The sequence below is a fragment of the Erythrobacter sp. YT30 genome (genome assembly GCF_001542875.1).
Classification (GTDB): Bacteria; Pseudomonadota; Alphaproteobacteria; order Sphingomonadales; family Sphingomonadaceae; genus Erythrobacter.
This window is the reverse complement of record NZ_LMAF01000001.1, coordinates 60,432-83,844: the sequence shown is the minus strand read 5'-3', so window position 1 is coordinate 83,844 and position 23,413 is coordinate 60,432. Positions and strand designations below refer to the sequence as shown.

General features: G+C 56.3%; 27 protein-coding genes and 1 tRNA gene. 4 read left to right on the top strand and 24 right to left on the bottom strand.

Annotated features, from left to right (window positions below):
- Positions 1-86: 86 nt before the first annotated feature.
- The 9 genes from AUC45_RS00435 to AUC45_RS00400 all read right to left on the bottom strand — a co-directional run bounded on the left by AUC45_RS00435 (position 87) and on the right by AUC45_RS00400 (position 6,426).
- Positions 87-737 (bottom strand): tetratricopeptide repeat protein, encoded by a 651-nt coding sequence (locus AUC45_RS00435; protein WP_067596785.1) that lies wholly within the window; start codon positions 735-737, stop codon positions 87-89.
- Positions 734-1,159 carry a cytochrome c-type biogenesis protein gene (locus AUC45_RS00430; RefSeq protein WP_067596783.1) on the bottom strand — a complete coding sequence of 142 codons (426 nt, stop codon included), beginning with the start codon at positions 1,157-1,159 and terminating at the stop codon, positions 734-736. Before AUC45_RS00430 ends, AUC45_RS00435 begins: the two co-directional genes overlap by 4 nt.
- On the bottom strand, positions 1,159-1,686 hold the full coding sequence (locus AUC45_RS00425; RefSeq protein WP_067596781.1) for a DsbE family thiol:disulfide interchange protein: 528 nt from the start codon (positions 1,684-1,686) through the stop codon (positions 1,159-1,161). The genes AUC45_RS00430 and AUC45_RS00425 overlap by 1 nt, the downstream gene beginning before the upstream one ends.
- On the bottom strand, positions 1,683-3,695 hold the full coding sequence (locus AUC45_RS00420; protein WP_067596779.1) for a heme lyase CcmF/NrfE family subunit: 2,013 nt from the start codon (positions 3,693-3,695) through the stop codon (positions 1,683-1,685). Before AUC45_RS00420 ends, AUC45_RS00425 begins: the two co-directional genes overlap by 4 nt.
- Before the next feature lie 18 nt (positions 3,696-3,713).
- Positions 3,714-4,196: a cytochrome c maturation protein CcmE gene (gene ccmE, locus AUC45_RS00415; protein ID WP_233998480.1), complete on the bottom strand. Its 483-nt coding sequence runs from the start codon at positions 4,194-4,196 to the stop codon at positions 3,714-3,716.
- A complete protein-coding gene (locus AUC45_RS15440) occupies positions 4,193-4,333 on the bottom strand; it encodes a heme exporter protein CcmD (protein WP_082700891.1) in 141 nt (46 codons plus the stop codon). Before AUC45_RS15440 ends, ccmE begins: the two co-directional genes overlap by 4 nt.
- The gene (gene ccmC / locus AUC45_RS00410; RefSeq protein ID WP_067596775.1) at positions 4,333-5,091 is read right to left on the bottom strand and encodes a heme ABC transporter permease CcmC; all 759 of its coding nucleotides are present in this window, start codon (positions 5,089-5,091) and stop codon (positions 4,333-4,335) included. The genes AUC45_RS15440 and ccmC overlap by 1 nt, the downstream gene beginning before the upstream one ends.
- A 111-nt stretch (positions 5,092-5,202) precedes the next feature.
- Positions 5,203-6,270, bottom strand: coding sequence for a Glu/Leu/Phe/Val dehydrogenase dimerization domain-containing protein (locus AUC45_RS00405; RefSeq protein WP_067596773.1), 1,068 nt, complete (start codon positions 6,268-6,270; stop codon positions 5,203-5,205).
- Between the two features lie 79 nt (positions 6,271-6,349).
- Positions 6,350-6,426, bottom strand: a tRNA-His gene (locus AUC45_RS00400).
- Positions 6,427-6,670: 244 nt separating this feature from the next.
- On the opposite strand from AUC45_RS00400, the gene AUC45_RS00395 reads away from it, so the two are divergent.
- Positions 6,671-7,303 carry a 2OG-Fe(II) oxygenase gene (locus AUC45_RS00395; RefSeq protein ID WP_067596771.1) on the top strand — a complete coding sequence of 211 codons (633 nt, stop codon included), beginning with the start codon at positions 6,671-6,673 and terminating at the stop codon, positions 7,301-7,303.
- A gap of 128 nt (positions 7,304-7,431) precedes the next feature.
- A complete protein-coding gene (locus AUC45_RS00390; protein ID WP_067596769.1) occupies positions 7,432-8,001 on the top strand; it encodes an MOSC domain-containing protein in 570 nt (189 codons plus the stop codon).
- Between the two features lie 9 nt (positions 8,002-8,010).
- Here AUC45_RS00390 and AUC45_RS00385 read toward each other — a convergent pair whose 3' ends face one another.
- From AUC45_RS00385 to pyrH, 11 genes are all read right to left on the bottom strand, one after another.
- Entirely contained in the window at positions 8,011-8,337 is a 327-nt protein-coding gene (locus AUC45_RS00385) for a multidrug efflux SMR transporter (RefSeq protein WP_067596768.1), read from the bottom strand.
- Between the two features lie 97 nt (positions 8,338-8,434).
- The gene (rpmE, locus tag AUC45_RS00380) at positions 8,435-8,659 is read right to left on the bottom strand and encodes a 50S ribosomal protein L31 (protein ID WP_067596766.1); all 225 of its coding nucleotides are present in this window, start codon (positions 8,657-8,659) and stop codon (positions 8,435-8,437) included.
- Positions 8,660-8,753: 94 nt separating this feature from the next.
- Positions 8,754-9,239, bottom strand: a complete 486-nt coding sequence (gene fabZ / locus AUC45_RS00375; protein ID WP_067596764.1) for a 3-hydroxyacyl-ACP dehydratase FabZ — start codon at positions 9,237-9,239, stop codon at positions 8,754-8,756.
- A gap of 30 nt (positions 9,240-9,269) precedes the next feature.
- A complete protein-coding gene (locus tag AUC45_RS00370) occupies positions 9,270-9,962 on the bottom strand; it encodes an OmpH family outer membrane protein (protein WP_067596760.1) in 693 nt (230 codons plus the stop codon).
- A complete protein-coding gene (gene bamA / locus AUC45_RS00365) occupies positions 9,962-12,673 on the bottom strand; it encodes an outer membrane protein assembly factor BamA (RefSeq protein ID WP_067596757.1) in 2,712 nt (903 codons plus the stop codon). Before bamA ends, AUC45_RS00370 begins: the two co-directional genes overlap by 1 nt.
- Before the next feature lie 190 nt (positions 12,674-12,863).
- Positions 12,864-13,997: an RIP metalloprotease RseP gene (gene rseP / locus AUC45_RS00360; RefSeq protein ID WP_067596755.1), complete on the bottom strand. Its 1,134-nt coding sequence runs from the start codon at positions 13,995-13,997 to the stop codon at positions 12,864-12,866.
- Positions 13,998-14,005: 8 nt separating this feature from the next.
- Positions 14,006-15,169: a 1-deoxy-D-xylulose-5-phosphate reductoisomerase gene (gene dxr, locus AUC45_RS00355; protein WP_067598799.1), complete on the bottom strand. Its 1,164-nt coding sequence runs from the start codon at positions 15,167-15,169 to the stop codon at positions 14,006-14,008.
- A gap of 11 nt (positions 15,170-15,180) precedes the next feature.
- A complete protein-coding gene (locus AUC45_RS00350) occupies positions 15,181-15,864 on the bottom strand; it encodes a phosphatidate cytidylyltransferase (protein WP_067596752.1) in 684 nt (227 codons plus the stop codon).
- The gene (gene uppS, locus AUC45_RS00345) at positions 15,857-16,585 is read right to left on the bottom strand and encodes a polyprenyl diphosphate synthase (protein WP_067596746.1); all 729 of its coding nucleotides are present in this window, start codon (positions 16,583-16,585) and stop codon (positions 15,857-15,859) included. The genes AUC45_RS00350 and uppS overlap by 8 nt, the downstream gene beginning before the upstream one ends.
- A gap of 25 nt (positions 16,586-16,610) precedes the next feature.
- On the bottom strand, positions 16,611-17,168 hold the full coding sequence (gene frr / locus AUC45_RS00340) for a ribosome recycling factor (protein WP_067596744.1): 558 nt from the start codon (positions 17,166-17,168) through the stop codon (positions 16,611-16,613).
- Positions 17,169-17,174: 6 nt separating this feature from the next.
- Positions 17,175-17,897 (bottom strand): UMP kinase, encoded by a 723-nt coding sequence (gene pyrH / locus AUC45_RS00335; protein WP_067596742.1) that lies wholly within the window; start codon positions 17,895-17,897, stop codon positions 17,175-17,177.
- 148 nt (positions 17,898-18,045) lie between these two features.
- On the opposite strand from pyrH, the gene AUC45_RS00330 reads away from it, so the two are divergent.
- The gene (locus AUC45_RS00330) at positions 18,046-18,882 is read left to right on the top strand and encodes a metallophosphoesterase (protein WP_067596740.1); all 837 of its coding nucleotides are present in this window, start codon (positions 18,046-18,048) and stop codon (positions 18,880-18,882) included.
- Here the strand turns inward: AUC45_RS00330 and AUC45_RS00325 are convergent.
- The 3 genes from AUC45_RS00325 to rpsB form a co-directional block, all read right to left on the bottom strand.
- The gene (locus AUC45_RS00325) at positions 18,879-19,613 is read right to left on the bottom strand and encodes a hypothetical protein (RefSeq protein WP_156423702.1); all 735 of its coding nucleotides are present in this window, start codon (positions 19,611-19,613) and stop codon (positions 18,879-18,881) included. The genes AUC45_RS00330 and AUC45_RS00325 overlap by 4 nt on opposite strands.
- Before the next feature lie 513 nt (positions 19,614-20,126).
- The gene (tsf, locus tag AUC45_RS00320; RefSeq protein ID WP_067596736.1) at positions 20,127-21,062 is read right to left on the bottom strand and encodes a translation elongation factor Ts; all 936 of its coding nucleotides are present in this window, start codon (positions 21,060-21,062) and stop codon (positions 20,127-20,129) included.
- A gap of 105 nt (positions 21,063-21,167) precedes the next feature.
- The gene (gene rpsB / locus AUC45_RS00315; protein WP_067596734.1) at positions 21,168-21,953 is read right to left on the bottom strand and encodes a 30S ribosomal protein S2; all 786 of its coding nucleotides are present in this window, start codon (positions 21,951-21,953) and stop codon (positions 21,168-21,170) included.
- A gap of 315 nt (positions 21,954-22,268) precedes the next feature.
- Between rpsB and AUC45_RS15650 the strand changes: the two genes are divergently transcribed.
- Positions 22,269-22,553: a hypothetical protein gene (locus tag AUC45_RS15650; RefSeq protein ID WP_156423701.1), complete on the top strand. Its 285-nt coding sequence runs from the start codon at positions 22,269-22,271 to the stop codon at positions 22,551-22,553.
- Here AUC45_RS15650 and AUC45_RS00310 read toward each other — a convergent pair.
- Positions 22,516-23,313 (bottom strand): phosphatidylcholine/phosphatidylserine synthase, encoded by a 798-nt coding sequence (locus AUC45_RS00310; RefSeq protein WP_067598795.1) that lies wholly within the window; start codon positions 23,311-23,313, stop codon positions 22,516-22,518. The two genes, AUC45_RS15650 and AUC45_RS00310, sit on opposite strands and share 38 nt — an antisense overlap.
- Between the last annotated feature and the right edge of the window lie 100 nt (positions 23,314-23,413).

Sequence of the window (23,413 nt, the reverse complement as noted above, 5' to 3'; positions counted from 1 at the left end):
ATGCGAAACTCCCGTGTGCGGGCTCTGTTTCCCGAAGGGCCGCGCCCCTAGCACTGGATATTACCACTCGCAACACAGCGTCGCGCCTATTGTCCACGCTGTTGCAGCATGGGAGCATTGGCGATCATTTGATCAAGCGCCTCTACACGCTGTTCCAGTTCGGGCCTCCATGGAGCATCTTCGGGCGATCGCAAAAGCAATTCCCCCCAAACACCGCGTGCATTCCGAATTTGCCCCGTCTGCATATAGGCAATGCCAAGAAAGAAATCTGCGCCGGGATTGGCAGGATCAATCTCGCGCGCACGCCCATAGGCATACAGAGCAGGCGGCGTCACCACGCCATCCGCATGACCCGTCAATGCCATTGCGAGCGCCAACCAGCCTTCAAGGTGATTGGGATTGTCTCGCAATCCAATGCGCAGCAGGTTTGCAGCGTTATCGAACTGGCCCTGCCTCGCAAAAGCATCTGATGTGATGAGATAGGCAGGCTTTAATTGCGCGGAGTCAAACAATTGCTTGCGCGCTTCGATCATGGCCTCGCCCGAGCCCGTTGTGTCTACTTGCGCCTGCTTGGGACTGGATGCCTGTTCGGGTACGCCCTGCCACGCATAGCCAGCCAAGCCGATCGAAAGCACCGCGCCAAACAGCGTCCAGCTTTGTCTGGGCAGCTTGAGCACAAAGATTGCAACCGCAAAGGTCGCAATTGCTAGGGCCAGCACGGCGAACCAACCGATCATTGCCCGCCACCCTCTTGCACTTTACGTCCCCTGAGACGCCGCCAAAGGACAAGCAAAACCAGCACGATGACGAGAGCAGGCACAGCGAAAAGCGGCCACGTCGTGCTGCTAACTTGCGGAGTATAGGTGACGTAATCACCATAGCGATCCACCAGCCAATCGCGGACCTCATCAGGCGATTGTCCGGCTTTCAACCGTACCCGGACTTGATGCCGCATATCGCCTGCAATCGGCGCGTCACTGTCAGCGATGGATTGCGATTGGCAGGTGAGACAGCGCAGTGTCTCCATCAAATCGGTCGCTTGCGCCTCAAGCGCAGCATCCTCCAGTTGCACATTGGCATAGGGCGCGGGCGGCGCTTTATCCTGCGCAGCGAGAGGAGCCGCCATCAATGCAAATAGAGCAAAGAGCAGCGCGCGCATCACTTGGCTTGCTCCAACAATTCGAGAAGCATCGGCACGTGCTCTTCGCGAATGTCACCAATATGCTGATATCGGATCACGCCATCACCATCGATCACGAAGGTCTCGGGCAAACCCGATGATCCCAGCTCAAATTGGATTGCCGAAATCTCATCATGGCCGATCGCCACATATGGATTTCCATGATTGGCGAGGAAAGCTGCAACATCTTCAGAAGTATCGCGCATGGCGATGCCGTAAATCGGTACCCCTGCCTCTTTCAGAGTATCAAGATGCGGAGCCTCGGCAATGCAGGGCGGGCACCAGCTGGCCCATAGATTGAGCAATTTGGGTTCGCCTCCGATCAGGTCTGTCCTCGAAACGCCCTTAATCCCGTCTGTTGCCGGAGGTAGATCGAATTGTGGAAGGGGCTTTTCAACCATCTGTGATGGGATGGCCTCATCCTTGGTCTGCGTGAGCATGTAGCCGCCCAGACCGGCGATGAAGGCAAACACACCCAGCGGGATAAGATAAACAAGACGGTTCATTCCGCAGGCTCCGGCAAAGTCCGCGGACCAGCATTCAATTCTTCTATGTCGGCTTGTTCTTCCTCACGGCGCTGGACGCCTTTCCTCCGGCGCAGATCATCGCGAATGCGGCCAACCATGGCCAGCAACCCGCCAAATCCGACAAGCAATCCGCCATACCAGATGAACGTCACGAACGGTTTCCACCAGATGCGCAGCTGCCAGCGTTCATTGCCGTCATCATCGACGCCAACACTCTGCCCGATTGTCGCATAAAGTTGGCCATCCCATTGGGTGAGGAGCGCGCTTTCGCTCGTGGCCTGCACGGGTGACCAGAAATTGCGCGATTGTGGGTTGAGAACAGTTGGCGCCCCCTCCCCCCGCGCCACGGAAAGCCGGGCTTCCATCGCAGTCCAGTTTGGTCCTGCAACTGCATCGACACTGCTCAGCGTCACATTCCAATCGCCAACTTGCGTTGTTTCGCCCGCGCTTACAGCAGCGAGCTTCTCTTCGGTAAATGCGCTTTCCGATGCCATCCCGAACAGGGCCACTGCCACGCCAAAATGCGCGCAAACCATGCCCCATGTGGCAGTGGGCACGCGCGCCAACTTGCGTCCGCGCAAAGGCAGAAGGGCTGCGATTGCCAAGACTGCTGCAAGGGCAAGGCCGAGAAGCGCAAGCACGCTGATCTCCGCGAGCAATGCGATCAGGACGGCCGCCACAACGAGGATAGCCACAAGAGCAGCAAGCTCGCGATTGATCCGCCCTGCTGTATCCTGCTTCCAGCGCAAAAGGGGCCCTACCGCCATCACAAGGAACATCGGGATCGCAAACATGGCAGAGGCGGGGTTGAAGTACGGTGGGCCGACCGACACCCTCACATCAAATGCTTCGGTCAGAAGCGGGTAAAGCGTGCCCAGCAGCACAATCGCAAGGATCGCCGTCAGCATCACATTGTTGAACACAAGAGCACCTTCGCGGCTGGTGAACGCAAAGGTTTTTCCCTCGGCAACCGCGCTTGCTCGCATGGCAAAAATGCCCAGCGCCCCACCAATATAGATGAGCAGCAGTACGAGGATAAAAGTTCCGCGTTCCGGATCCACTGCAAATGCATGGACGCTGGTGAGCACGCCTGAACGCACAAGGAATGTCCCCAGCATCGACATCGAAAACGCAAGTACGCCCAGCATGATCGTCCACGTGCGAAGGGCATCGCGGGCGGCGAGAACACTCACCGAATGCATCAGCGCTGTTGCTGCAAGCCATGGCATCAGCGATGAATTTTCAACCGGGTCCCAGAACCACCAGCCGCCCCAGCCAAGTTCGTAATATGCCCAGTAACTCCCTGCCGTAATGCCGAGCGTAAGGAACACCCAAGCTCCCAGCACCCATGGCCGCATGACCCTCGCGAATTCCGGCGTCACCTGCCGAGTGATGAGCGCGCCCATCGCTAAGCTGAACGCCACCGATAGTCCGACATATCCGACGTAGAGTGTCGGCGGATGCAGGGCGAGACCGATGTCCTGCAAGAGCGGGTTAAGGCCAATCCCTTCGGCTGCAGGGATAGGCAAGCGTTCAAAGGGATTGGAGGATGCGATAAGGAAAGCGTAAAACCCAAGCGCAACAAAGCCTTGCACCGCAAGTGCTGCCTGCATGGTCCGCTCTGGCAGACGCCGCTCCAGCCCGGCAAGCAAACCTCCAGACAGCGCCAAAACCGCCACCCACAAAAGCATCGATCCCTCGTGATTGCCCCATGTTCCAGTCAGTTTGTAAAGGAGCGGCTTTGCCGAATGCGAATTGGTGGCGACCAGTTTGACTGAAAGATCGGTCACCGCGAACGCGTACAGCAGAGCAGCAAAAGCCACAGTCGCTAGCAATGCCTGCACAACAGCCGCAGGCCGAGCGTAGAATGCAAAGGGCGATGCTCCCCCGGCTGGCGCTTCTTTCACACTAAGCGCCCCTGCAACCAGTTGCAGCACCGAAAGCGCTGCGGCAAGCCACAGGGCGGCAAGGCCAATCTCAGGTATCATCGCTTAAGCCCGCCCGACCTAATCGAGGCCAACGGTAGTGTCAGCGACTACATCGGCTGCCTGATGCTGCTCAAGCCCTTCGAGCTCTCGCGGCACGTAGTTTTCATCGTGCTTGGCCAAAAGGTTGGTTGCGACGAACACGCCATCTTCTGACAAGGACCCTTCCGCAACGACGCCTGATCCTTCAACAAAGAGATCAGGCAGGATGCCGGTGTAGCGCACCTGAACCAAATCGGCCGTGTTGCCGGACACTTTGAATTCCACGGTTACGCCGTCGTCAAGTTGCGTTAGCGTTTCGGGTGCGACCATCCCGCCAAGGCGCACAGCGCGGCCCACTTCGGGAGGGTCTTCAACCATTTGCTCGGGCAGGTAAAAGAAATTGGCTTGGTTGGGCAAAGCCCATGCGGCAAGAAACCCTGCCCCAACAATTGCGAGTACGGCCAAAACGACAAGCACCATCCTCTGGTGTTTGGCTTTCATCGGCGCATTAGTCTGGCTCATCGCCGTTTCACCTCATCGCGGCGTTTTTCCGCGCGCTTCATGGCGAGCCAGCTGAATACAATCAGCATCACAATCGCGCCAACGCCGACGCCATAAGCGCCGATCACATAGGGCCAATGATCCAGACTTTCGCGCATCACGCCGTCTCCATACGGCTGCTCGGCTGAACCGCAGGTTCATCGTCCAGCGCGCGGCGGCGCAGACGGGCCTCTACCTGTTGCTCTGCAATCAGAGTGCGCATCCGCATGAGGACAACAGCGCTAAACAGGAGCGAGAAACCGATTACGGCGACAAGCAGAGGAATAAAATACTCAGCCGTCATCGCACTTTTGCCAGCGGTAATACTGGGCGGTTGATGGAGCGAGTTCCACCAAACGACGCTGCGATTGATGATGGGGATGTTGATTGCTCCAATGAGCCCAAAGATAGCCGCGATCTTGTCAGAGCCGCCTGATCGCGCGGTCGCTTGCGACAAAGCGATATAGCCTGCGTACAAGAACAACAGCACTAGCATGCTTGTAAGTCTGCCATCCCATTCCCACCAGGTGCCCCATGTTGGCCGCCCCCAGATGGAGCCTGTGGCAAGGCAAATCGCGCAGAACACCAGTCCAGGCGCTGCAATTGCGCGCGCGGCAATCGCCGCCAAAGGATGCTTCCAGATAAGCAACATAGCGCTTGAAATCGCAATGCCGGCCCAGCCGCCCATGGCCAACCATGCAGAGGGCACATGGATAAACAGAATTCGTACGCTTTCGCCCTGCAATGCCTCGGCAGGGGCCATAATTAGCCCCCAGAACACCGCACCGCCAGCCAGTGCCAATCCGCTCCATAGTGTGAGCGGCATCAGCCACTTGGCAAGCGTCAGAAAGCGCTTAGGGTTCGCGTAAATGTGCATGTCGGCTCTTTAACGCTTTGGCATAGTGTCTGTGCCCGACTGAGCCAAGAGGCTGCAACGCGCAAAAGACGCAAAAGGCCGTGCAAACGGGCCAAGACAGCCCGGCATTGCTTAACCGCGCCCAATCAACGCTTGCGCCATCCGGTCTGCCACCACGTCGGGTGAGGTTTTCGACGCATCGCTTTCCTGCCAGATTTCTTCAAGCCGGGTAGGGATATGGCCGATCCGATCGAGCACGTCTGACCGTCCGCAAACAGTGCCGTCGCGCCGTGCTAGATACTCAGATGCAACCGAAACAATTCCTCCAGCATTGATCACATAATCAGGTGCATAAAGGATGCCGCGTTCAAACATCTTCGCGCCGTGTCCTGCTCGCGCCAATTGGTTGTTCGCACCGCCCGCGACGATCTCCGCCTGCAAAGCGGGAATAGTGTCATCATCGAAGATCGCGCCCAACGCGTTCGGGCTCAGCACATCGCAAGGCGTCGACAAGACAGCTTCGGACGCAACGGTTTCCGCACCAAGCTCCTTGGCGAGTGCATTAGCGCTTTCTTCGCGAATGTCGGACAGTGTCAGCTTCGCTCCGTCAGCAGCCAGCAATCGCGCGACACCGCCGCCGACACTGCCCGTGCCTTGAACTGCGACATGAACGCCCGCCACACTGTCCTTGCCAAGCTTGTGACGAACGGCTGCCTTGATACCGAGATAAATTCCATGCGCGGTAAAAGGACCGGGATCGCCGCCAGCAGCCCCTTCGCCCTCTACCGGCAAGCCAGAAACGTGCTGCGTGCGTTTCGCCACAGCAACCATGTCAGCCTCGGAAATCCCGACATCTTCTGCGGTCACATAACGGCCGCCAAGCGCCTCGACAGCATCACCGAATGCGGCGAGCAATTCAGGCGTCTTGGTGCGCGCTTCGTCCGCGAGGATCACAGCTTTGCCACCGCCCATCGGCAACCCAGCCATTGCGTTTTTGTAGCTCATCCCGCGCGACAGGCGCAAAGCATCGCGCAAGCCGTCTTTCGGATTGGGATAGTGCCAGAACCGCGTGCCACCGGCACCGGGGCCAAGATGCGAGGAATGCACCGCAATAATCGCTGTGAGACCCGCCTTTGCATCGCGCACAAAGTGCACCATTTCGTGATCGTCAAAATCAGGCTCGGTCCAGAAAGCGGTCATTCGCATACATCCTTGTTCCAGCGCACATATTCAGCGCATGGCAGACGAAGGTGTTTTCGCACTCTCAAAATCAGGAAAATGGGGCGATCGAGGGGTCTCGAACCCCCGACCTCCGGTACCACAAACCGGCGCTCTAACCAACTGAGCTACGATCGCCACATGCCCTGCAACGAGGCTAAACCCTGGAATGCCAAGCGTGCACTATGCGTGCCTGTTACGCGTCGCGAACCGTGGGTCAAGTACGGCAGGACAGGGAGCGAGCCTGTTGCACAAAGCGCTTTTCAAGGAAAGTGAAAACTGCGTGGAAATCGTCTGAGCGCAAGATTATTTCGCAGGCCGATCACCGGCGGTCCGTCGCGCCGCCCTTGTTTCGCGCAAAAGCACTTATAGAGATGCCGTGATGAGAGAGTTTGTCGATTCTGTCGCCGATCATTTGAGCAACCAGGCAGGCGTGCAGCGCGTCCCAAGCCCGAAGGCGGAAATTTATCAAATCCGAAACTTCGTGACACAGAGCCTGCGCGAGCAATTGATTGCGCTTATCGAGAAAGACCGTCGGCCCTCCACAATCGCCGACCACAATGGCGATGACTATTTCCGCACCAGCGAAACCTGCGATCTTGATGCAGCAGAGCCTGCAGTTGCCGCAATGGAAAGCCTGTTAAGCGCCTTGAACGGCATTGACCCGGTGTATGGCGAACCATTGCAGGGCCAACGCTATGATGTGGGCCAAGAATTCAAACCGCATACTGATTACTTCACGCCGGGCGGTACCGATTTTGACAAATTCTGCTCAGTAGCTGGCAATCGCACCTGGACATTCATGATTTACCTAAACGATGTCGAAGCGGGCGGCGCTACGCGGTTCAAGGCGGTATCAAAAACCTTTCAGCCTGAAGCTGACAAGCTGCTTTGCTGGAACAACAAAAGAGCTGACGGAAGCGTCAACCCAAACACGCTGCATCACGGGATGAAGGTGCGCAAAGGCCTCAAATACGTCATCACCAAATGGTATCGCGAACGCCCCTGGGCGTGAGGCCAAGTCGATGCTTCTGCCGTCCCACTTGTAGGCCACATGGCGTATGATGCACCGAATACACTTGCATTCGGTTCTCAAGAGGCGCAGCTTCCAGTCAACAATTGTCCTTGGGTGTGGGATCAACCATGGCAACAGAAGCATCAGGCGCGCCCGCGCTGAGCGGGAATGTTGTCGCTGTTAGTCGCGACAGCCTGCACCGATTCTCAAAACCAAAAGCGCGCGAAATTCGCATCATGGCCGGGCTCGGTGTGCGCGGAGATGCACATGCTGGTGAAACCGTTCAGCATTTGAGCCGAGTCACGGCGAATCCGAAAGCCCCCAATTTGCGGCAAGTTCACTTGATCCACAGCGAGCTGTTTGGCGAACTAGCCCAGAAAGGTTTTACGGTTCGTCCGGGTGACCTCGGCGAGAACATCACCACGCGCGGCATTGAACTGCTTGAACTCGGTCGCGATACCTTGCTTCGCATTGGCCCCGAAGTGGTGTTGAGCGTGACGGGTCTCAGAAATCCGTGCGGCCAGATCAATAATTTCAGACCCGGCCTTTTGAAGCATCTCGCTTTCAACACGCGCGAGCGGATCATTCGCAAGGCGGGGATTATGAGTGTCGCACTCAAGGGCGGGATCATTCGTCCAGGTGACCGAATTTCGATAGATCCGCCTGACGGACGGCACATCCCGCTCGATCGGGTTTAGGCTGCAGATTCATCCGTTCTGGACGGTCAGGTTCAGCCCTACGGCCCCGGTCAAGATCATCGCAATGAACACGTATTGAAGCGCGCTTAGCCTATCATCGAACGCGAAAATACCGATCAAGCTGATGGCGACAATCCCCACTCCAGACCAGATCGCATACACCACCCCAACGGGCAGCACTTTCATTGCAGGAGCGAGCGCCCAGAAGCAGGCCGAATAAGAGGCAATCGAAGCGATGCCCCAATGCCATTTCTCAAAGCCGTCCGAAAGCTTGAGAAATATGGTGCCCGTCACCTCAAGAATGATGGCAATGGCAAGGTAGATCCACGCATTCATGCACCGTGCTTAGCGCAATGCAGTAGTCAGAAAAACAAAGGCCGCGATGGGTATACCCAACGCGGCCTGTTTTTCGTGGATTGGTTGCTCGCTAAGCCTACTTCTTGAGCGAAAGCCCACCGAAACGCTTGTTAAAGGCTGCCACGCGGCCACCTTCCTGGATCTGTTTCTGACCGCCAGTCCAAGCTGGGTGGCTTGTCGGGTCAATATCAAGCGAAAGCGTATCGCCTTCGCTGCCCCAGGTTGAGCGGGTTTGAAATTCGGTGCCATCGGTCATTTTGACCGTGATCATGTGATAATCGGGATGCCCTTCGGCTTTCATCGTCTTTGTCCTTCGTAGCTTTCACCGGTTCCGACCGGATGCGCTGTTGAATTGGGAAAGCGCGCACATAACGCGGTGCAGCGCAAATGCAAGCCTAATCCCCAGGCGGATCGGCGATCATTGCGGTAAACTCGGTCTCGCAAGTGGTCTTGCCCTCGACACTCGCCTTGCCTTTGAACTTGTAGATCGTCCGGCGCTTCTGGAGGAATTCAACCTCGAGATCGAGCAAGCAACCCGGGGTGACAGGCGCACGAAATTTGGCGCCATCAATGCCCATAAAGATGACGAGCTTTCCGGTGCCAGCAAGTTCCAGCGTTTCGATACCAAGGATTGCAGCGGCCTGAGCGAGCGCTTCGATCTGGAGAACGCCCGGCATGATCGGAGCACCAGGGAAATGACCCTGAAAAAACTCCTCATTCATGCTGACGGCCTTCACCGCATGAATTCGCTCTCCAAGCTCAATCCGGCGAACTCGGTCAACCAGCAAGAGGGGATAGCGATGCGGCAGAGCTTTGAGGACTTTATGAATATCATAGTCCACGATCGCGCTCTGCTCACCGGTTTGATCGGTATCGCTCATGCTATGCCCCTTTTGCGTGATTGCAGAGCGTTACCGCCCTGCCGGAGCCTGCTGCTGCGTGCTCTGCTGCTGGTTCTGTTGCTGCGCCTGCTGATCACGGATCTGCTGGATAAGCGCACGGCGCTGAATTTCCTGGAAAACCTGCAACGTGTTGGGACCAGGACGCCAGCCATTTGGCGGGACGATACCGACTGTCGGCACTTTTGCGTTGAGCGCGGTCGTAACGAGCGGCGTGATATCAGCTTCTTCGACAGCATATTGAAGGCTGGCAGGATCAACCACCATCTGAACCTGGTTTTGCGTTGCCACTTCCTGGAGGGCGGTAGGGTATTGTACCAGAACCTGCTCTACCGCGTAAACGCGAGCTGCGGTCACCTGATCGTTGATCGAGGCAATCTCGCGCTGAAGCGTCTGAATTTGCGAGAAATTGGGAGCGGCCTGCAATGCAGCGCTTTCGGTTTCGTTGATTTCACCATTGCCATCGGTGTCGAATGGCTTGAGCAATTCGGAAAGCTCGCCCTGCTTTGTCTGAGCAGTTTGGATCTGGGCGTTATAGGTCTGGTTGACCTGGCTATAGGCGGTTTGCAGCGCCGTCGTACCTTGGATTGCGCGGGAGATACTGGCCGTGCCGACGCGGCCCTGAACCTGAGCGATCGCCGGAGCAGCCACAGTGGCAGAAAGTGCGAGGCCCGCAATGGCGAGCGTTTTGGTAAGCTTAATCATTAGAACTGAGTTCCTACGTTGAACGTGAAGGTTTTGTCATCATCGCCCTCGACCTTACGAATGGTCTGGGCGAAATCGATACGGAACGGCCCGAAAGGCGAATTCCAGTTTACGCCGATACCGGCGGTGATACGCGGGCTGGGAGAGTTTCCGAGGAATACTTCTTGGAAACCGTTGCTGACGAGTGTGTTAAGGGACCCATCAGCTGCAAACGGATTTGTAGTCGTTTCTCCAGGATTGTCACCGTCGAGGAACACAGGTTCAACAACGGTAAGAACCGGCTGTTCGACCGACCATAGAGCACCGACGTCAGCCCAGATTGATGGCCTGAGGCCAAGCTCACGCGCGCCAGTACCCAGCGGGATTTCAAGCTCTGCACGAGCAAGATAAAAATTGCGCCCACCAATGGCATCATCCCGAACTTGCTGGCGGTCTGTCACCACGATGATTTCGTTAGTGGTCTCATCAACGAGTAATTGCTGGGTCAAGATACGCGGGCCAACACCACGAATGTCGAAGCCACGGAATTGCGGTTCACCCAAGAAGAAACGGTCAGTCAGCAGAATATCGTCAACACCCTCGCCCGGACGATCCCGCAGCGGAATGATGGTTCCACCTTCGGCCGAAAGCGAAAAGATGAAACCGGAGTTAGCGACATTCCAGAATTGCTGCGCTCGACCACGGAAACGCGCATAACGAACGTCGCCGCCTAGTCCCGCAAATTCAGAAGTAAGCGAGAACGTGCGACCACGGGTTGGGCGAATTCGTGAGTTCAAGGAGTTGTAGTTGAGGCTGAGGCCAACGATCGAGCTCAGACGATCTCCCAAGGCATCGCAAAGGAAACGGCCAGCCGCTAAAGGATCGCAAAAGTCGTCTGGGCTGTTGCCGCGAACGCCATCGCCATCAAGATCGGTGAAGAACAGGCGTTCATCTAGGCTCACTTCGTCGTAATTCAGCGTGTAACTGCCAACAAGCGACATAAATTCGGTCAAAGGCACGCCTAGTCGCACGGCAAAACCGGTGGTGGCTTGTTCAAACGTGTTGTTACGCTCATTGCCAAAACGGTTGAAGCTGTTGAAATCCTGCCGATAGATATCAACGCCGGCCTGAATGTTGCGATCGAAAACATACGGCTCGGTGAAACTGATCCGCGCCGATCGGGAGAACTGCGAATAGTTTAAGCTCAGACCAATCGTCTGACCACGTCCGCGGAAGTTGCGCTGGCGGATGCTGCCGGCGAGAATGAACTGCTCAATCGACGAGAAGCCAGCCGAAAACTGCAATTCGCCCGTTGGCTGCTCTTCGACGTTGGCTTCGAGGATGATCCGGTCAGGCGCGCTGCCTTGTACCTGATTGACCTCGAAGTTCTCCTGAAAATAGCCCAGCGAATTAATCCGAGCCGTCGTTCTTTGGACGCCAAGAGAGTTGAAAGCATCGCCTTCGCTGATACGGAATTCGCGGCGGACGACCTTGTCCTGTGTCAAGGTATTGCCGTTGACATCAACGCGCTCGACGTAAACACGCGGTGCCTGACGCAGTATGAAGGTGATATCCATCGTCAGATCATCGGGGTTACGATTAAAGCGAGGCTGAACGTCGGCAAACGCATAGCCAAAACGCCCTGCAACCTCCGTCAGCGATTCAACGGTATCCTCTACATACTTAGCGTTGTACCAGTCGCCGCCCTTGACGGTGAGCTGCTGCGTCATCCGATCGCTGTCAAAGTCGCGCAGCTGGCTGTCTACTTTGACTTCGCCGAACTTGTAGCGCTCGCCTTCTTCCACCACGTAGGTGATGATGAAGTCTTTCTGGTCGGGAGTAAGCTCCGCCACGGCAGAGACGACACGGAAATCGGCGTAGCCTTCGGTCAGATAGAACTGCCGCAGCTTTTGCTGGTCGAACGCGAGGCGATCTGGGTCATAGCTGGTGTTAGAGCTGAAGAAGCGCGTGAAACGAGCCTGTTTCGTGACCATCTCACCGCGCAGCTCTCCATCGGAGAACTCTTCGTTGCCGATGATGTTGATCTGGCGAACCTTGGACTTTGGCCCTTCGCTGATCTCGAAAACCACATCGACGCGGTTCTGCGGTAGCTGAACCATTTTTGGTTCAACTGTCGCAGCAAAGCGTCCCTGCCTCTTATAAAGCTCAATGATGCGAGCAACGTCAGCACGGACTTTGGAACGCGTGAAGATTTGCCGCGGCGCCAGCTTGATTTCGGGAAGTATCTTGTCGTTATCGAGCCGCTTGTTGCCCTCAATCACGATCCGGTTGATCACCGGGTTTTCCGTCACCGTGATGACAACGTTGCCGCCATCATTGCGGATATTGAACTGCGAAAATAGCTCCGTCGCGCCAAGGTCTTTCAACGCTTGGTCAGCGGCCGCAGACGTATATTCATCGCCTACCCTCAAGCGGATATAGCTGAGGATTGTCGTCGGCTCGAGCCGCTCCGAACCCGATACGCTGATCGTGCGGATGATGTTTGTCGAAGGCGCGGGTGCTGGCGCTGGTGCAGGTTCATTCTGCTGCGTCGTCGCGGGGACTGGCGCTTCCTGAGCGTCTTGGTCCTGTGCAGACGCAGTAAAAGGCACACCTGCAAGCATAGAGCCGCAGGTGAGCGCAATTATCATCCGGCCCGCATTCGACGTTCGCTGCGGTGCCGCAAAGCTGTCAGTGGCAGACGCTAGGCCTGTCTCGCTGCATCGATTCATCAAAAACTGTATTCCCGTCTAACCCAACATTTTACGCGCCCAGCCCTTAGACGCGATAATTCTGTGGCATTGGCACAAATGCACCCAGCCCATCCCTGTTGCACTGTTGCTTGCCGCCATTGCCCGAAGCGCCCCCAGCAATCAAGCGGCCAACCCGGTGTTCACGCTTTGGCGCGTTTCCTTTCCCCGACTAACTGTCCAGCAAGTTCCCGAACAGAGGCAGGGATGTGACATCATTGAATGTAACCACAACCATAAACACCAATACCAAGGCGATGCCGGTGCGATATGCCCATTCCGTTGCTCGAGGACCAACCGGCTTGCGGCGGATCGCTTCGGCAGCGTAAAAAGCAAGGTGACCGCCATCGAGCGCGGGGATTGGCAGGAAGTTAATGAATGCCAAATTAAGCGAGATCAGCGCCGCAAAGTTGAAAAAGGCAAGTGGACCCGAACTCAGCTGCTCACCCGAATACTTCGCGATCTTAACAGGCCCGCCCAATTCCTTGATTGAGCGTTCGCCTGTCACAACCTGTTTAATCCCGGTCACCATCAGATCGAATACGCGCCATGTTTGCTCACCGGCGAGAACCACCGAACTGCCCAAGCCCACGGGCTCAAATTTGTATGCACCGGCCGCGGGTGAAACGCCCATCTGCCCGATGCGGTTGATGTTGCCGAATTTGTCTTTCGTTTCCACCAGATTGGTGCGGAATTCGAATGTCCGCTCTTCACCGTCACGCAAAACTGTAACGGCGATGTCACGGTCGAGATAGATGGCGACCTTATCCAGTATCTCTCCGAAGTTTGCGACGGGCTCACCATCGATAGCGATGATCTGATCGCCGACTTCGACGCCCGCCTCTTGCGCGGCGCTTGTTTCGCTGAAGCCGCCGACTTTCGTTGAACCTTCAGGGTCTACCGGCACAGGCTTTCCCAGAATGGCAAAAAACGCGGCAAAAATCGCAACCGCAACGACAAGATTGGTCACAGGACCAGCCGCAACTATCAGCGCACGTTTCCACAGCGCGGCAGATTGAAAACTACCCGGCTCATGAACCACCTGCCCATCGGGTACGCTGGCAGGGTTCATATCGCCTTTGAATTGAACATACCCGCCCAATGGCAATGCGGACAGCTTCCACCGAGTGCCGCTCCTGTCGTTGAATCCGATAATTTCTTTGCCGAAGCCAACCGAAAACGCTTCCGCATGGACACCAAAAAAGCGCCCAACTAGGTAATGGCCCAGCTCGTGAACGGTCACCAGCGGGCCCAGCACAAGCAGGAACCCCACCGCGTACATCCAGAAGGGTACGGACTCAAACATCACAATTCTCAGGCACTTACAGGCGACTCCAAAATGCGTGCCGCATTTTCGCGGGCATCTTTATCCAGCGCCAGTACATCATCGAGGCTGGCGGGGGCTGGCTCGCTATAGCGGCTCAGCACTTCTTCCGCCAATGCCGTAATGCGTGTGAATGCAATCTGACCGTCCAGAAACGCCGCCACTGCAACTTCGTTTGCGGCATTGAGCGTTGCTGGCGCCGCCCCGCCCGCCTGAATGGCCTCGCGCGCAATGCGTGTCGCGGGAAAACGTTCTTCATCAGGTGCATGAAACGTGAGTTCACCGATAGCGGCGAGGTTAAGCGGCTCCAGCGGTGTTTCCATCCTCGCCGGATATGCAAGGCACGAAGCAATCGGCACACGCATATCCGATGGACCAAGCTGAGCGAGCGTTGAGCGATCCTTGTATTCGACCATCGAATGGATGACGCTTTGCGGATGGACCACGATTTTTAGCCTGTCGAGACCAACAGGGAACAGGTGATGCGCCTCAATATACTCGAGGCCCTTATTCATCATGGTCGCGCTATCCACACTGATCTTTGCGCCCATCGACCAGTTGGGATGGGCAACAGCCTCCGCAGGTGTTGCCGCCGCCAATTGCTCGTGTGACCATGTGCGCAATGGCCCGCCACTCGCAGTTAGCGTTATGCGCGCGACATCTTCCAAGGAGCTGCCCACGAGGCATTGGAAGATCGCATTGTGTTCAGAATCCGTAGGGAGGAGCGTCGCGCCGTGTTTCGCGACAGCAGCAGTCATGACTTCGCCCGCCGAGACTAGCGCCTCCTTGTTGGCAAGCGCGATCGTACCGCCCCGCTCAATCGCCGCCATTACCGGAGCAAGACCTGCGCAGCCTACAATTGCCGCAACGCACATATCCACGGGTCGCGCTGCTGCGTCACGCAGCGCCTGCGCGCCGCCAGCCGCCTCAATACCGCTTCCCGCTAATGCGTCTTTCAAATCGGCCAAGCATGTTTCATCGCCGACGACGGCGATCTTGGCGCCGAATTCGCGAGCCAATCCGGCGAGCTCTTGTGCGCTGCAATTGGCTGTCAGCGCCTCAACCTTCCACTCGCCCGGATTGCGACGCACTAGATCAAGCGTTGACGCACCGATGGAGCCTGTAGCTCCCAAAACTGTAATCGAACGGGTCATCGACGTCTCATTCACAGCAGTTTGGGCACAACCGCAACCACAAACAGCACAAAGAAGACCGCAAGAAAGCCATCGAGCCTGTCGAACACTCCGCCGTGTCCTGGTATCAGGTGGCTTGAATCCTTGACGCCAGCCCGGCGTTTCATCCAGCTTTCGAAGAAATCGCCCGCTTGTGCGATAATCGCAATTAGAATTCCGGCAACAACGATCTGAACCCACGAAGGTGCACTCACGTTTTCCAACGTAGTCATCCGGCTCAGATTGGCAGTCACTCCAAAAGCAACCGCGCTCGCGGCCACCGCTCCTCCCATCAGACCGGCCCATGTTTTGGATGGGCTGATCGATGGGGCGATTTTTGGGCCGCCAATGGTTCGGCCAGCGAAATAGGCACCGACATCGACTGCGATGATCGGAGCAATGAAAGCAGCTGCAACAAATATTGCAGGGTAATCCAGCCGCACCTGGACCATCGCGTTGGCAGCGGCAAATACGTAGGCCGCGCCGGCGAACAACCACAGCACCTCTGCAATCGCGGAGACGCCGAAGCCTTTGACCAGGTTGTTCCACTCCCAAAGGACAAGTCCCGCGAGCAAAACCACAAATCCAATCCAGAACCAGCCGCCCAGCCAAAGGGCGGCCGCCACCACTCCCAGCATCACCACCGCGGAACCGACCCGAACTCCAAGATCAGCCATTGGTGGGTTCCGCTAGGCGCCCACCATAGCGCCGCTCACGCTTGGCAAAATCATCGAGCGCTTGCGCGAGATGTTCGGGCTTAAAGTCCGGCCAAAGAGTGTCGACGAACAGCATTTCGGAATATGCCGCCTGCCACAGAAGGAAGTTCGAAAGGCGTATCTCACCGCTTGTGCGGATCAGCAGATCGAGTGGCGGCAGGTCAGCCGTATCGAGCTCCGCCGCGATGGTTTCCGCCGAAATCTCCCCCTTTTCACCGGCTTTTGCTGCAGCTCGAGCAATCTCATGCTGAGATCCGTAGTTAAGCGCCACTGCCAATGTCTGCTTGCCATTAGCGGTCTGCGAAAGCGCGTCTTCGAGCATTTCTACGATATCAGGAGCAAGCGCTTGCCAATCGCCGATAATCTTCAATTTCACATCATTGGCGACAAATTCAGCGAGGTCCGATTTGATGAACCGACGCATCAGGTTCATTAGGCTATCGACCTCATCGATTGAACGCTTCCAGTTTTCAGAAGAGAACGCATAAAGCGTCAGACATTCTAGCTGCATCGGCTCAAGCGCGCGCACCAATCGCCGTACAGCCTCAACGCCGCGCTGATGGCCGATCGCTCTGGGCAGTCCGCGTTTCTTCGCCCACCGACCGTTGCCATCCATGATGATTGCAACGTGCCGGGCGCCAGCCTTTGGCTGCTCACCATGGTTAGCGGGCGCGGTGCCCATTATGGTATATCCCTCATATCCCGACCTACTGAGTCAGGATTTCCTGAACCTTCTTTTCAACCGCTGTATCGATATCGGCGACGGTTTTGTCGGTCATCTTCTGAACCTCATCTTCGAGGCGTTTGCGCTCGTCCTCAGAGATTTCTTTCGCCTTTTCGTCGGCTTTCAGCGATTCCATGCCATCGCGCCGCACATTGCGCGCCGCGATCTTGGCTTTTTCGCCGTATTCGCCCGCGAGTTTTGCAAGATCCTTGCGCCGTTCTTCGGTAAGGTCCGGCATCGGCAGACGGATAGTCTGTCCATCGGTCATCGGGTTGAGACCAAGATTGGCTTTCGTAATGCCCTTCTCAACCGCGCTCACATTGGCCTTGTCCCACACCTGTACGCTAAGCATCCGCGGTTCAGGAGCGGAAACGGTAGCAACTTGTGCAAGTGGCATCATCGCGCCGTAAACCTCGGCCACCACTGGATCGAGCAAGCTCGTGTTGGCTCGGCCTGTGCGAAGACCTGAAAGATCGCCTTTGAGCGCTTCGACCGCGCCTGCCATGCGGCGTTCAATGTCTGACTTGTCGTATTGCGGCATTGTCTTTCACACTTCCTTTTGAACAATAGTCTGGGTGCCCTCGCCTGCGAGCACTCTCGCGACGTTTCCTTTATCGCGGATCGAGAAGACCACTATCGGAATGTCGTTCTCTCGGCAAAGCGCTACGGCCGTCGCATCCATCACTTTGAGATTTTGAGCAAGAACGTGGTCATACGCGATGGTTTCAAATCGCGTCGCATTGGGATTGCCCTTAGGATCGCTGTCATAGACGCCGTCAACACTGGTGCCTTTTAGCAGCGCATCGCAGTTCATCTCCGCCGCACGCAGAGCCGCACCAGTATCGGTGGTGAAGAACGGATTGCCTGTGCCGGCTGCAAAGATGACGATCCGTCCCTTTTCGAGATGCCTTTCTGCGCGGCGGCGAATGTAAGGTTCGCAAATGGAGGACATTGGGATTGCCGATTGTACGCGGGTTGGCACACCCAATTGCTCCAACGCGTTTTGCATCGCCAAAGCATTCATCACCGTTGCGAGCATACCCATGTAGTCGCCCGTGGTGCGGTCGAGCCCCTTCGCCGCACCCGATATCCCGCGAAAGATATTGCCCCCGCCGATAACCAGGCACACCTCGATGCCGCTGTCTTTCGCAGCTTTCACTTCTTCGGCGAGCCGCGTCACATAGGCAGGATCGATCCCGTATTCCTGTTCCCCCATCAAGACTTCACCGGAAAGCTTAAGGAGAACACGCTTGATTTCAGGAATTGCCATGAATGCTTCGCTCGCTTCGAAGGATAATCGCTGAGGCCAGCCTCTATCTGCGCAAGGGGACGCTGCCAAGGGCTATGGCGCGCCTGTCCACTCAGATGCTCCATTTGCTGTGTCAGATCGGGTCGTTCTGAGGCAAGGGTCGCGGGCGATGATTCGAAAAGCAGCTTTGTTCTTGATCCTGTGCGCCGTGATCGGAGCTGCCAAGGTCTGGTACGACACGATGCGCGATCCTGTGATTGAGCGTTTTGTGCTCGAAAGCGACAAAATGCCCGCAGGCGCCGGGCCCTTCACCATCGCCTTTATAACCGACATCCACGTCGCAGGTCCTGACATGCCGCCGTCGCGCGTCGAAGAGATCGTGGCGCAGGTGAACGCTTTGGATGCAGATCTGATCGCGATTGGAGGCGATCTGGTGAGCGAGAAACGCGTCGCGACCCATATTTACGAAGCTGAGGAGATCGTCGCGCCCCTCGGAAAACTGGATGCTCCGCATGGCGTAGTCTTTGTACCGGGCAATCACGATCACTGGTACGATTGGCCAGCCTTATCAGCGGAGCTGGCAAGGTATCCGCAAATCACCGTGCTCGAAAATGAAGCCATGCAGTTCGGCCCTTTGGCGATCGGCGGCGTGGACGATGATTTCGTCGGCTATGCCGATATCTATGCGACCACCGAGGCGATGCAGCCACTCACCGGCCCACGCATTATGCTAACTCACACCCCTGATGTTTTTCCCAGCCTGCCGGTGAACATAGAACTATCCCTCGCAGGCCACACCCATTGCGGCCAAATCGCCTACCCATGGGGCGGCGCACCTGCGACCATGTCAGATTATGGCGACAAATATGCCTGCGGCGTGGTGGAGGAGAACGGCAAAACGCTGATAACGAGCGCAGGATTGGGAACGAGCCTGCTGCCGATAAGGCTGTTTACGCATCCTGAGATATGGGTGATTGAGGTGCGGGGTAGAGCCAGAGACAACTAGGTCTTGGCGTGCTCGTTCGTAGCAGACCGGTCGCGATATACTTCCAAGTTTACTGAAGGCCACCCGCTCCTTTTTACTTGGAACATTGCGCCAGCGACGCACTTCCAAGGGGTCTCTGCATCAGACTGGATCTTCGCAACAAGTCTATCAGCGAAATCTGGCGAAGAGGCTGCGGCTCCGGCTCGTTGAACTAGTTCATCCAGCTCCCGAAAGCTCTGATCGCTCAGCTCCTCGGCAGAGAGCGACAGACCGCCGAGCATAAAGACGCAGGCATTAGTTGTATTGGAATGCCCAACAAAGATAGAAATGGTGTAAGGGACCGCATCACCATTTACGTCGCTGCCCAAAAGCTCATAAGATGCGGCGAGATCGCGTTCTGCGCCAATCTTGGAATAACGCTCCTCCATTTCGACAAGAGCAAAGCGAGGCAAGCCAGCTTCCACATCTGAGGCAGGGATTGGTAGAGCTTTATCAAATTCTGCCAGGTGTTTTGCCACCATTTGGTATTCGGCCAAAGGATGTGCCGTCACGCCCAACACAGGATAACCGAGTTGCTCCCAAGCACTTTCAATCGCGACAACTTCGGATGCTGTAATCTGTTCACCTCTATGAATGAGAGTGCCTTCCTGGGTGATGATCAATGGACAACCAGGGCTTTCGTTCTCTGCCCAGCATCCGCTCTCGTTAGGAAAAGCGATGCCTGGTTGGTCAATCGTCAAAGCAACGACCATATCCGCGACTGGTTGTTCGTCGTTGTCGGTGCATGATGACAGGACGGCTATCGTTGCCAATGCGACCGAAAATGATCTGCAGACCATCGCCATCCCAGCAAGCTAGCATGGGTCGCAACGTACACAAAGATCGCATTTTCCTACACCGCGCCTGATACTCATACTGCGCGTGGCTCTTTCTGATCGTCCATCCTCAATCAGACCGCAAAAAGGGTGATCTTTTTGCGGAACGAAGCCACATAGACCTCAAAAAGCGCCTCCCCCACCTGTCCGTCACCCAACTCAAAACGCAGCTTTATCATGTTATTTCATAGCTTTGCGCATAAGGGCATAGGGTGACACGGTGTCACCTTTGTCACCCTGTCCACCTTCGGTAGGAATTATCTGGAATGCCTCCCTTTGCGATCGCTCACCGAAGACAAAAAAGGCCGCCGCAACGCGATCGCTGCGACGGCCTTAGATTTTTTGGACCAAGCCGCCCCTTAAGAAATGGGGCGCGGTCAGATAATTTGATTACCCACCAACAGCAGCGGCAACCTCGGCTGCGAAGTCGCTTTCTTCAACTTCAATGCCTTCGCCCAACTGATAGCGGACATAGTCTACAAGCTTGATTGAAGCGCCCGCTTCTTTTGCGGTGCGAGCAACGTACTCTTCAACAGTGGCCTTGCCGTCTTTGACGAAGATCTGGCTAAGCAGCGCGTTTTCTTTCGCGTACTTCTTGATCGCGCCTTCGACCATTTTTTCCTGCACGTTCTCAGGCTTGCCGCTTTCGGCAGCCTTTTCCTGAGCAATCGCGCGCTCACGCTCGATCACTTCGGCATCAAGGCCGTCTGCGTTGAGAGCCAGTGGGAACATGGCCGCTGCATGCTGAGCAATGTCCCGGCCAAGCGCGGCAAGCACATCCGCGTTCGCATCACCTTCAAGCGCTACAAGGACGCCAATCTTGCCTAGGTCCTGATCGTCAGGAGAAACGGCATTGTGCATATAAGCGACAACTGCGCCCTGCTCTACGCTGACTGTTTTCATACGGCGGACCTGCTGGTTCTCGCCGATGGTCGCAACGTTATCGGTCAATTTGTCAGCAACAGTGCCGCCATCAGGGTATGCCGCAGCCTTGAGCGCATCGACATCGTCAGCATCCATTGTCGCAGCGACTTGAGTAGTCTTGCGAACGAAGTCCTGAAACTTGTCATTCTTTGCAACGAAGTCGGTTTCGGAGTTGACTTCAACAGCCACGCCTTTGGTGCCTTGGACTGCAACGCCGACAAGACCTTCGGCAGCCGTACGGCTCGACTTTTTCTGAGCAGTCGCCAGACCTTTGGCACGCAGAGCGTCTACGGCAGAATCAATATCACCACCTGCTTCGGTCAGCGCTTTTTTCGCATCCATCATTCCTGCGCCGGTAAGTTCGCGCAGTTTCTTCACATCGGCGACAGAGAAATCAGCCATGAGAATTTCCTTTATTGTGTATCAGGGGGCACCCGGCGCCCCGCTTTTTGGGGATGCCCGGCGCAATAGTTCAGATTTATGGCACCCGCTTGACGGGAAAACCGATTAAGCGCTTTCGGCAGGCGCTTCTGCTGGAGCTTCTTCAGCTGTTGGCTCTGCTGGTGGCTCGGCCATGGCGCCGACATCGGCACCGCTGTCAGCCACTGCTCCGCCTTTGCCGGCAGAGGCCGCATCACCGATCGCCTGGCAATAGAGACGAACCGCACGGCTCGCATCGTCATTGCCGGGAACAGGAAACGCGATGTTGCTTGGGTCGACATTGGAATCGAGCACGGCAATCACCGGAATGCCGAGAACAGCGGCTTCCTTAATGGCGAGGTCTTCCTTGTTCGCATCAATCACGAACATCACGTCAGGAATGCCGCCCATATCGCGAATGCCGCCTAGCGATAGCTCAAGCTTGTCACGCTCACGGGTCAGCTGGAGGACTTCTTTTTTGGTGAAGCCGCTGGTGTCGCCCGAAAGCTGCTCTTCGAGGGTCTTGAGACGCTTGATCGACTGGCTGATCGTCTTCCAGTTGGTGAGCATGCCGCCCAGCCAACGGTGGTTGACGAAGTGCTGGCCCGATGCGCGAGCAGCTTCTGCGATGGGCTCCTGCGCCTGGCGCTTGGTTCCAACGAACAGAACCTTGCCGCCAGCGCGCACAGTCTGCTCAACGAAATCAAGCGCGCGCGCGAAAAGCGGAACGGTTTGCGATAGGTCGATGATGTGAACCCCATTGCGAGCGCCGAAGATATACGGCTTCATCCGCGGGTTCCAACGGTGTGTCTGGTGGCCGAAATGGGCGCCAGCTTCAATCAATTGCTGCATTGTGACGGTAACAGCCGCCATAGGTATTTCCTTTCCGGTTTATCCTCTGGATGGCTGGAACTGCTTTTGCGGAGATCCCGCGGAGCAAGCACCGGTGTTAGCGCCATCCATGTGAATTTCGCCTCATCCAAGCCAAAGTGATTCGGCTGATTAATGCTGCGAGGCCGCGCCATTACCGTCATTGACCCGCAAAATCTAGTAGCAAAGCACGCCTTTGGAACACAAGTGGAACATTTTGCTTGACGGATCGGAACGTTTAAGGAACAAAGCTATCAGAACAAAGATTGAACAAGTCAATCCGCAACAATCCGGACACGACTTCAGAAGGATAAGCCCATGATCGTTTTGACTGTCTCTGCATTTCTGGCTGTCGTTGCAGTCGCCACGGCGATCGCGTTAGTCGACAACTGGATCCGCGGACGCGAGGTATACAATCAACTCGTGCATGAACGGGCTCTAGTCCGCGCAGGATTTGTCCCTGTCGTTGACTCTCCTGAAATCCGCCAACGCCCGCGCCTTCCCCGTGGCCGGGCTGGCGTGTCCCCGGCCTTCACCAAGCGAGCACCGCGTGCACCCCGGCGCGCTATTGCTCCGCTTGGTGAAGCGCTCGGCGTCGCTTGACCTTGCCGTATCTGAACAAGGCGTAAGGCATTAGCACAAGGTAACCGACGCTCAGCGTGATGAGCAGCCACCAAGGCTCTATCAGCGATGCGGCAACCGCCATTCCGGCGATTGCAATCAATGGAAGCCGCACGTCGCGGCGAGGTCGTACTGCAGTCCAGCTCAAAGTTGCGATATTAGAAATGACAAGGCTCGCGATAAGTCCAAGCCAGAGAGTTGTAGCCAAGGGATCGCGAAACGCATCATTGCCGGTCTCGATCCATAGATACACCGGCAGAAATGCAAGACCTGCACCGACAGGTGCGGGCACGCCCGTTAAAAACCCAGCCGACTTGTGAGGTTGGTTTTCGATATCAATCCGAGCATTAAATCGCGCCAACCGCAGTGCCATGCAAATCGCGAAACCAAGTGCTGCAAACCACCCGAAGCTGGGCAGGCCCTGCAAAGACCAAACGAACAAAATGAGAGCAGGTGCCACACCGAAAGAGATACAGTCGGCAAGGCTATCAAGCTCTGCGCCAAAGCGCGACTGCGCGTTCAGCATCCGTGCAATTCGGCCATCCACTCCGTCAAGTACGGCTGCCAGAACCACAGCCAACACCGCATATTGCCATTGGCCTTCGATGGCGAAACTGATGCCGGTTAGCCCCGAACATAGAGCCGCAGCCGTGATCGCGTTAGGCAGCATGGCCCGCAAGCTCAGGCCGCGACCGTCCGGGCGGACAGCGATGTCTTCATCCTCAGCCGCTTTTGGCCCAATTCTAGCAGGCGGATGGTCGGTGTTCTTTTGAGGTTCGCCTTTGCTCAAAGATCAATCTCAAATGAAAATGTAAAAGGACTGACAAATGCAGAGATCTTTC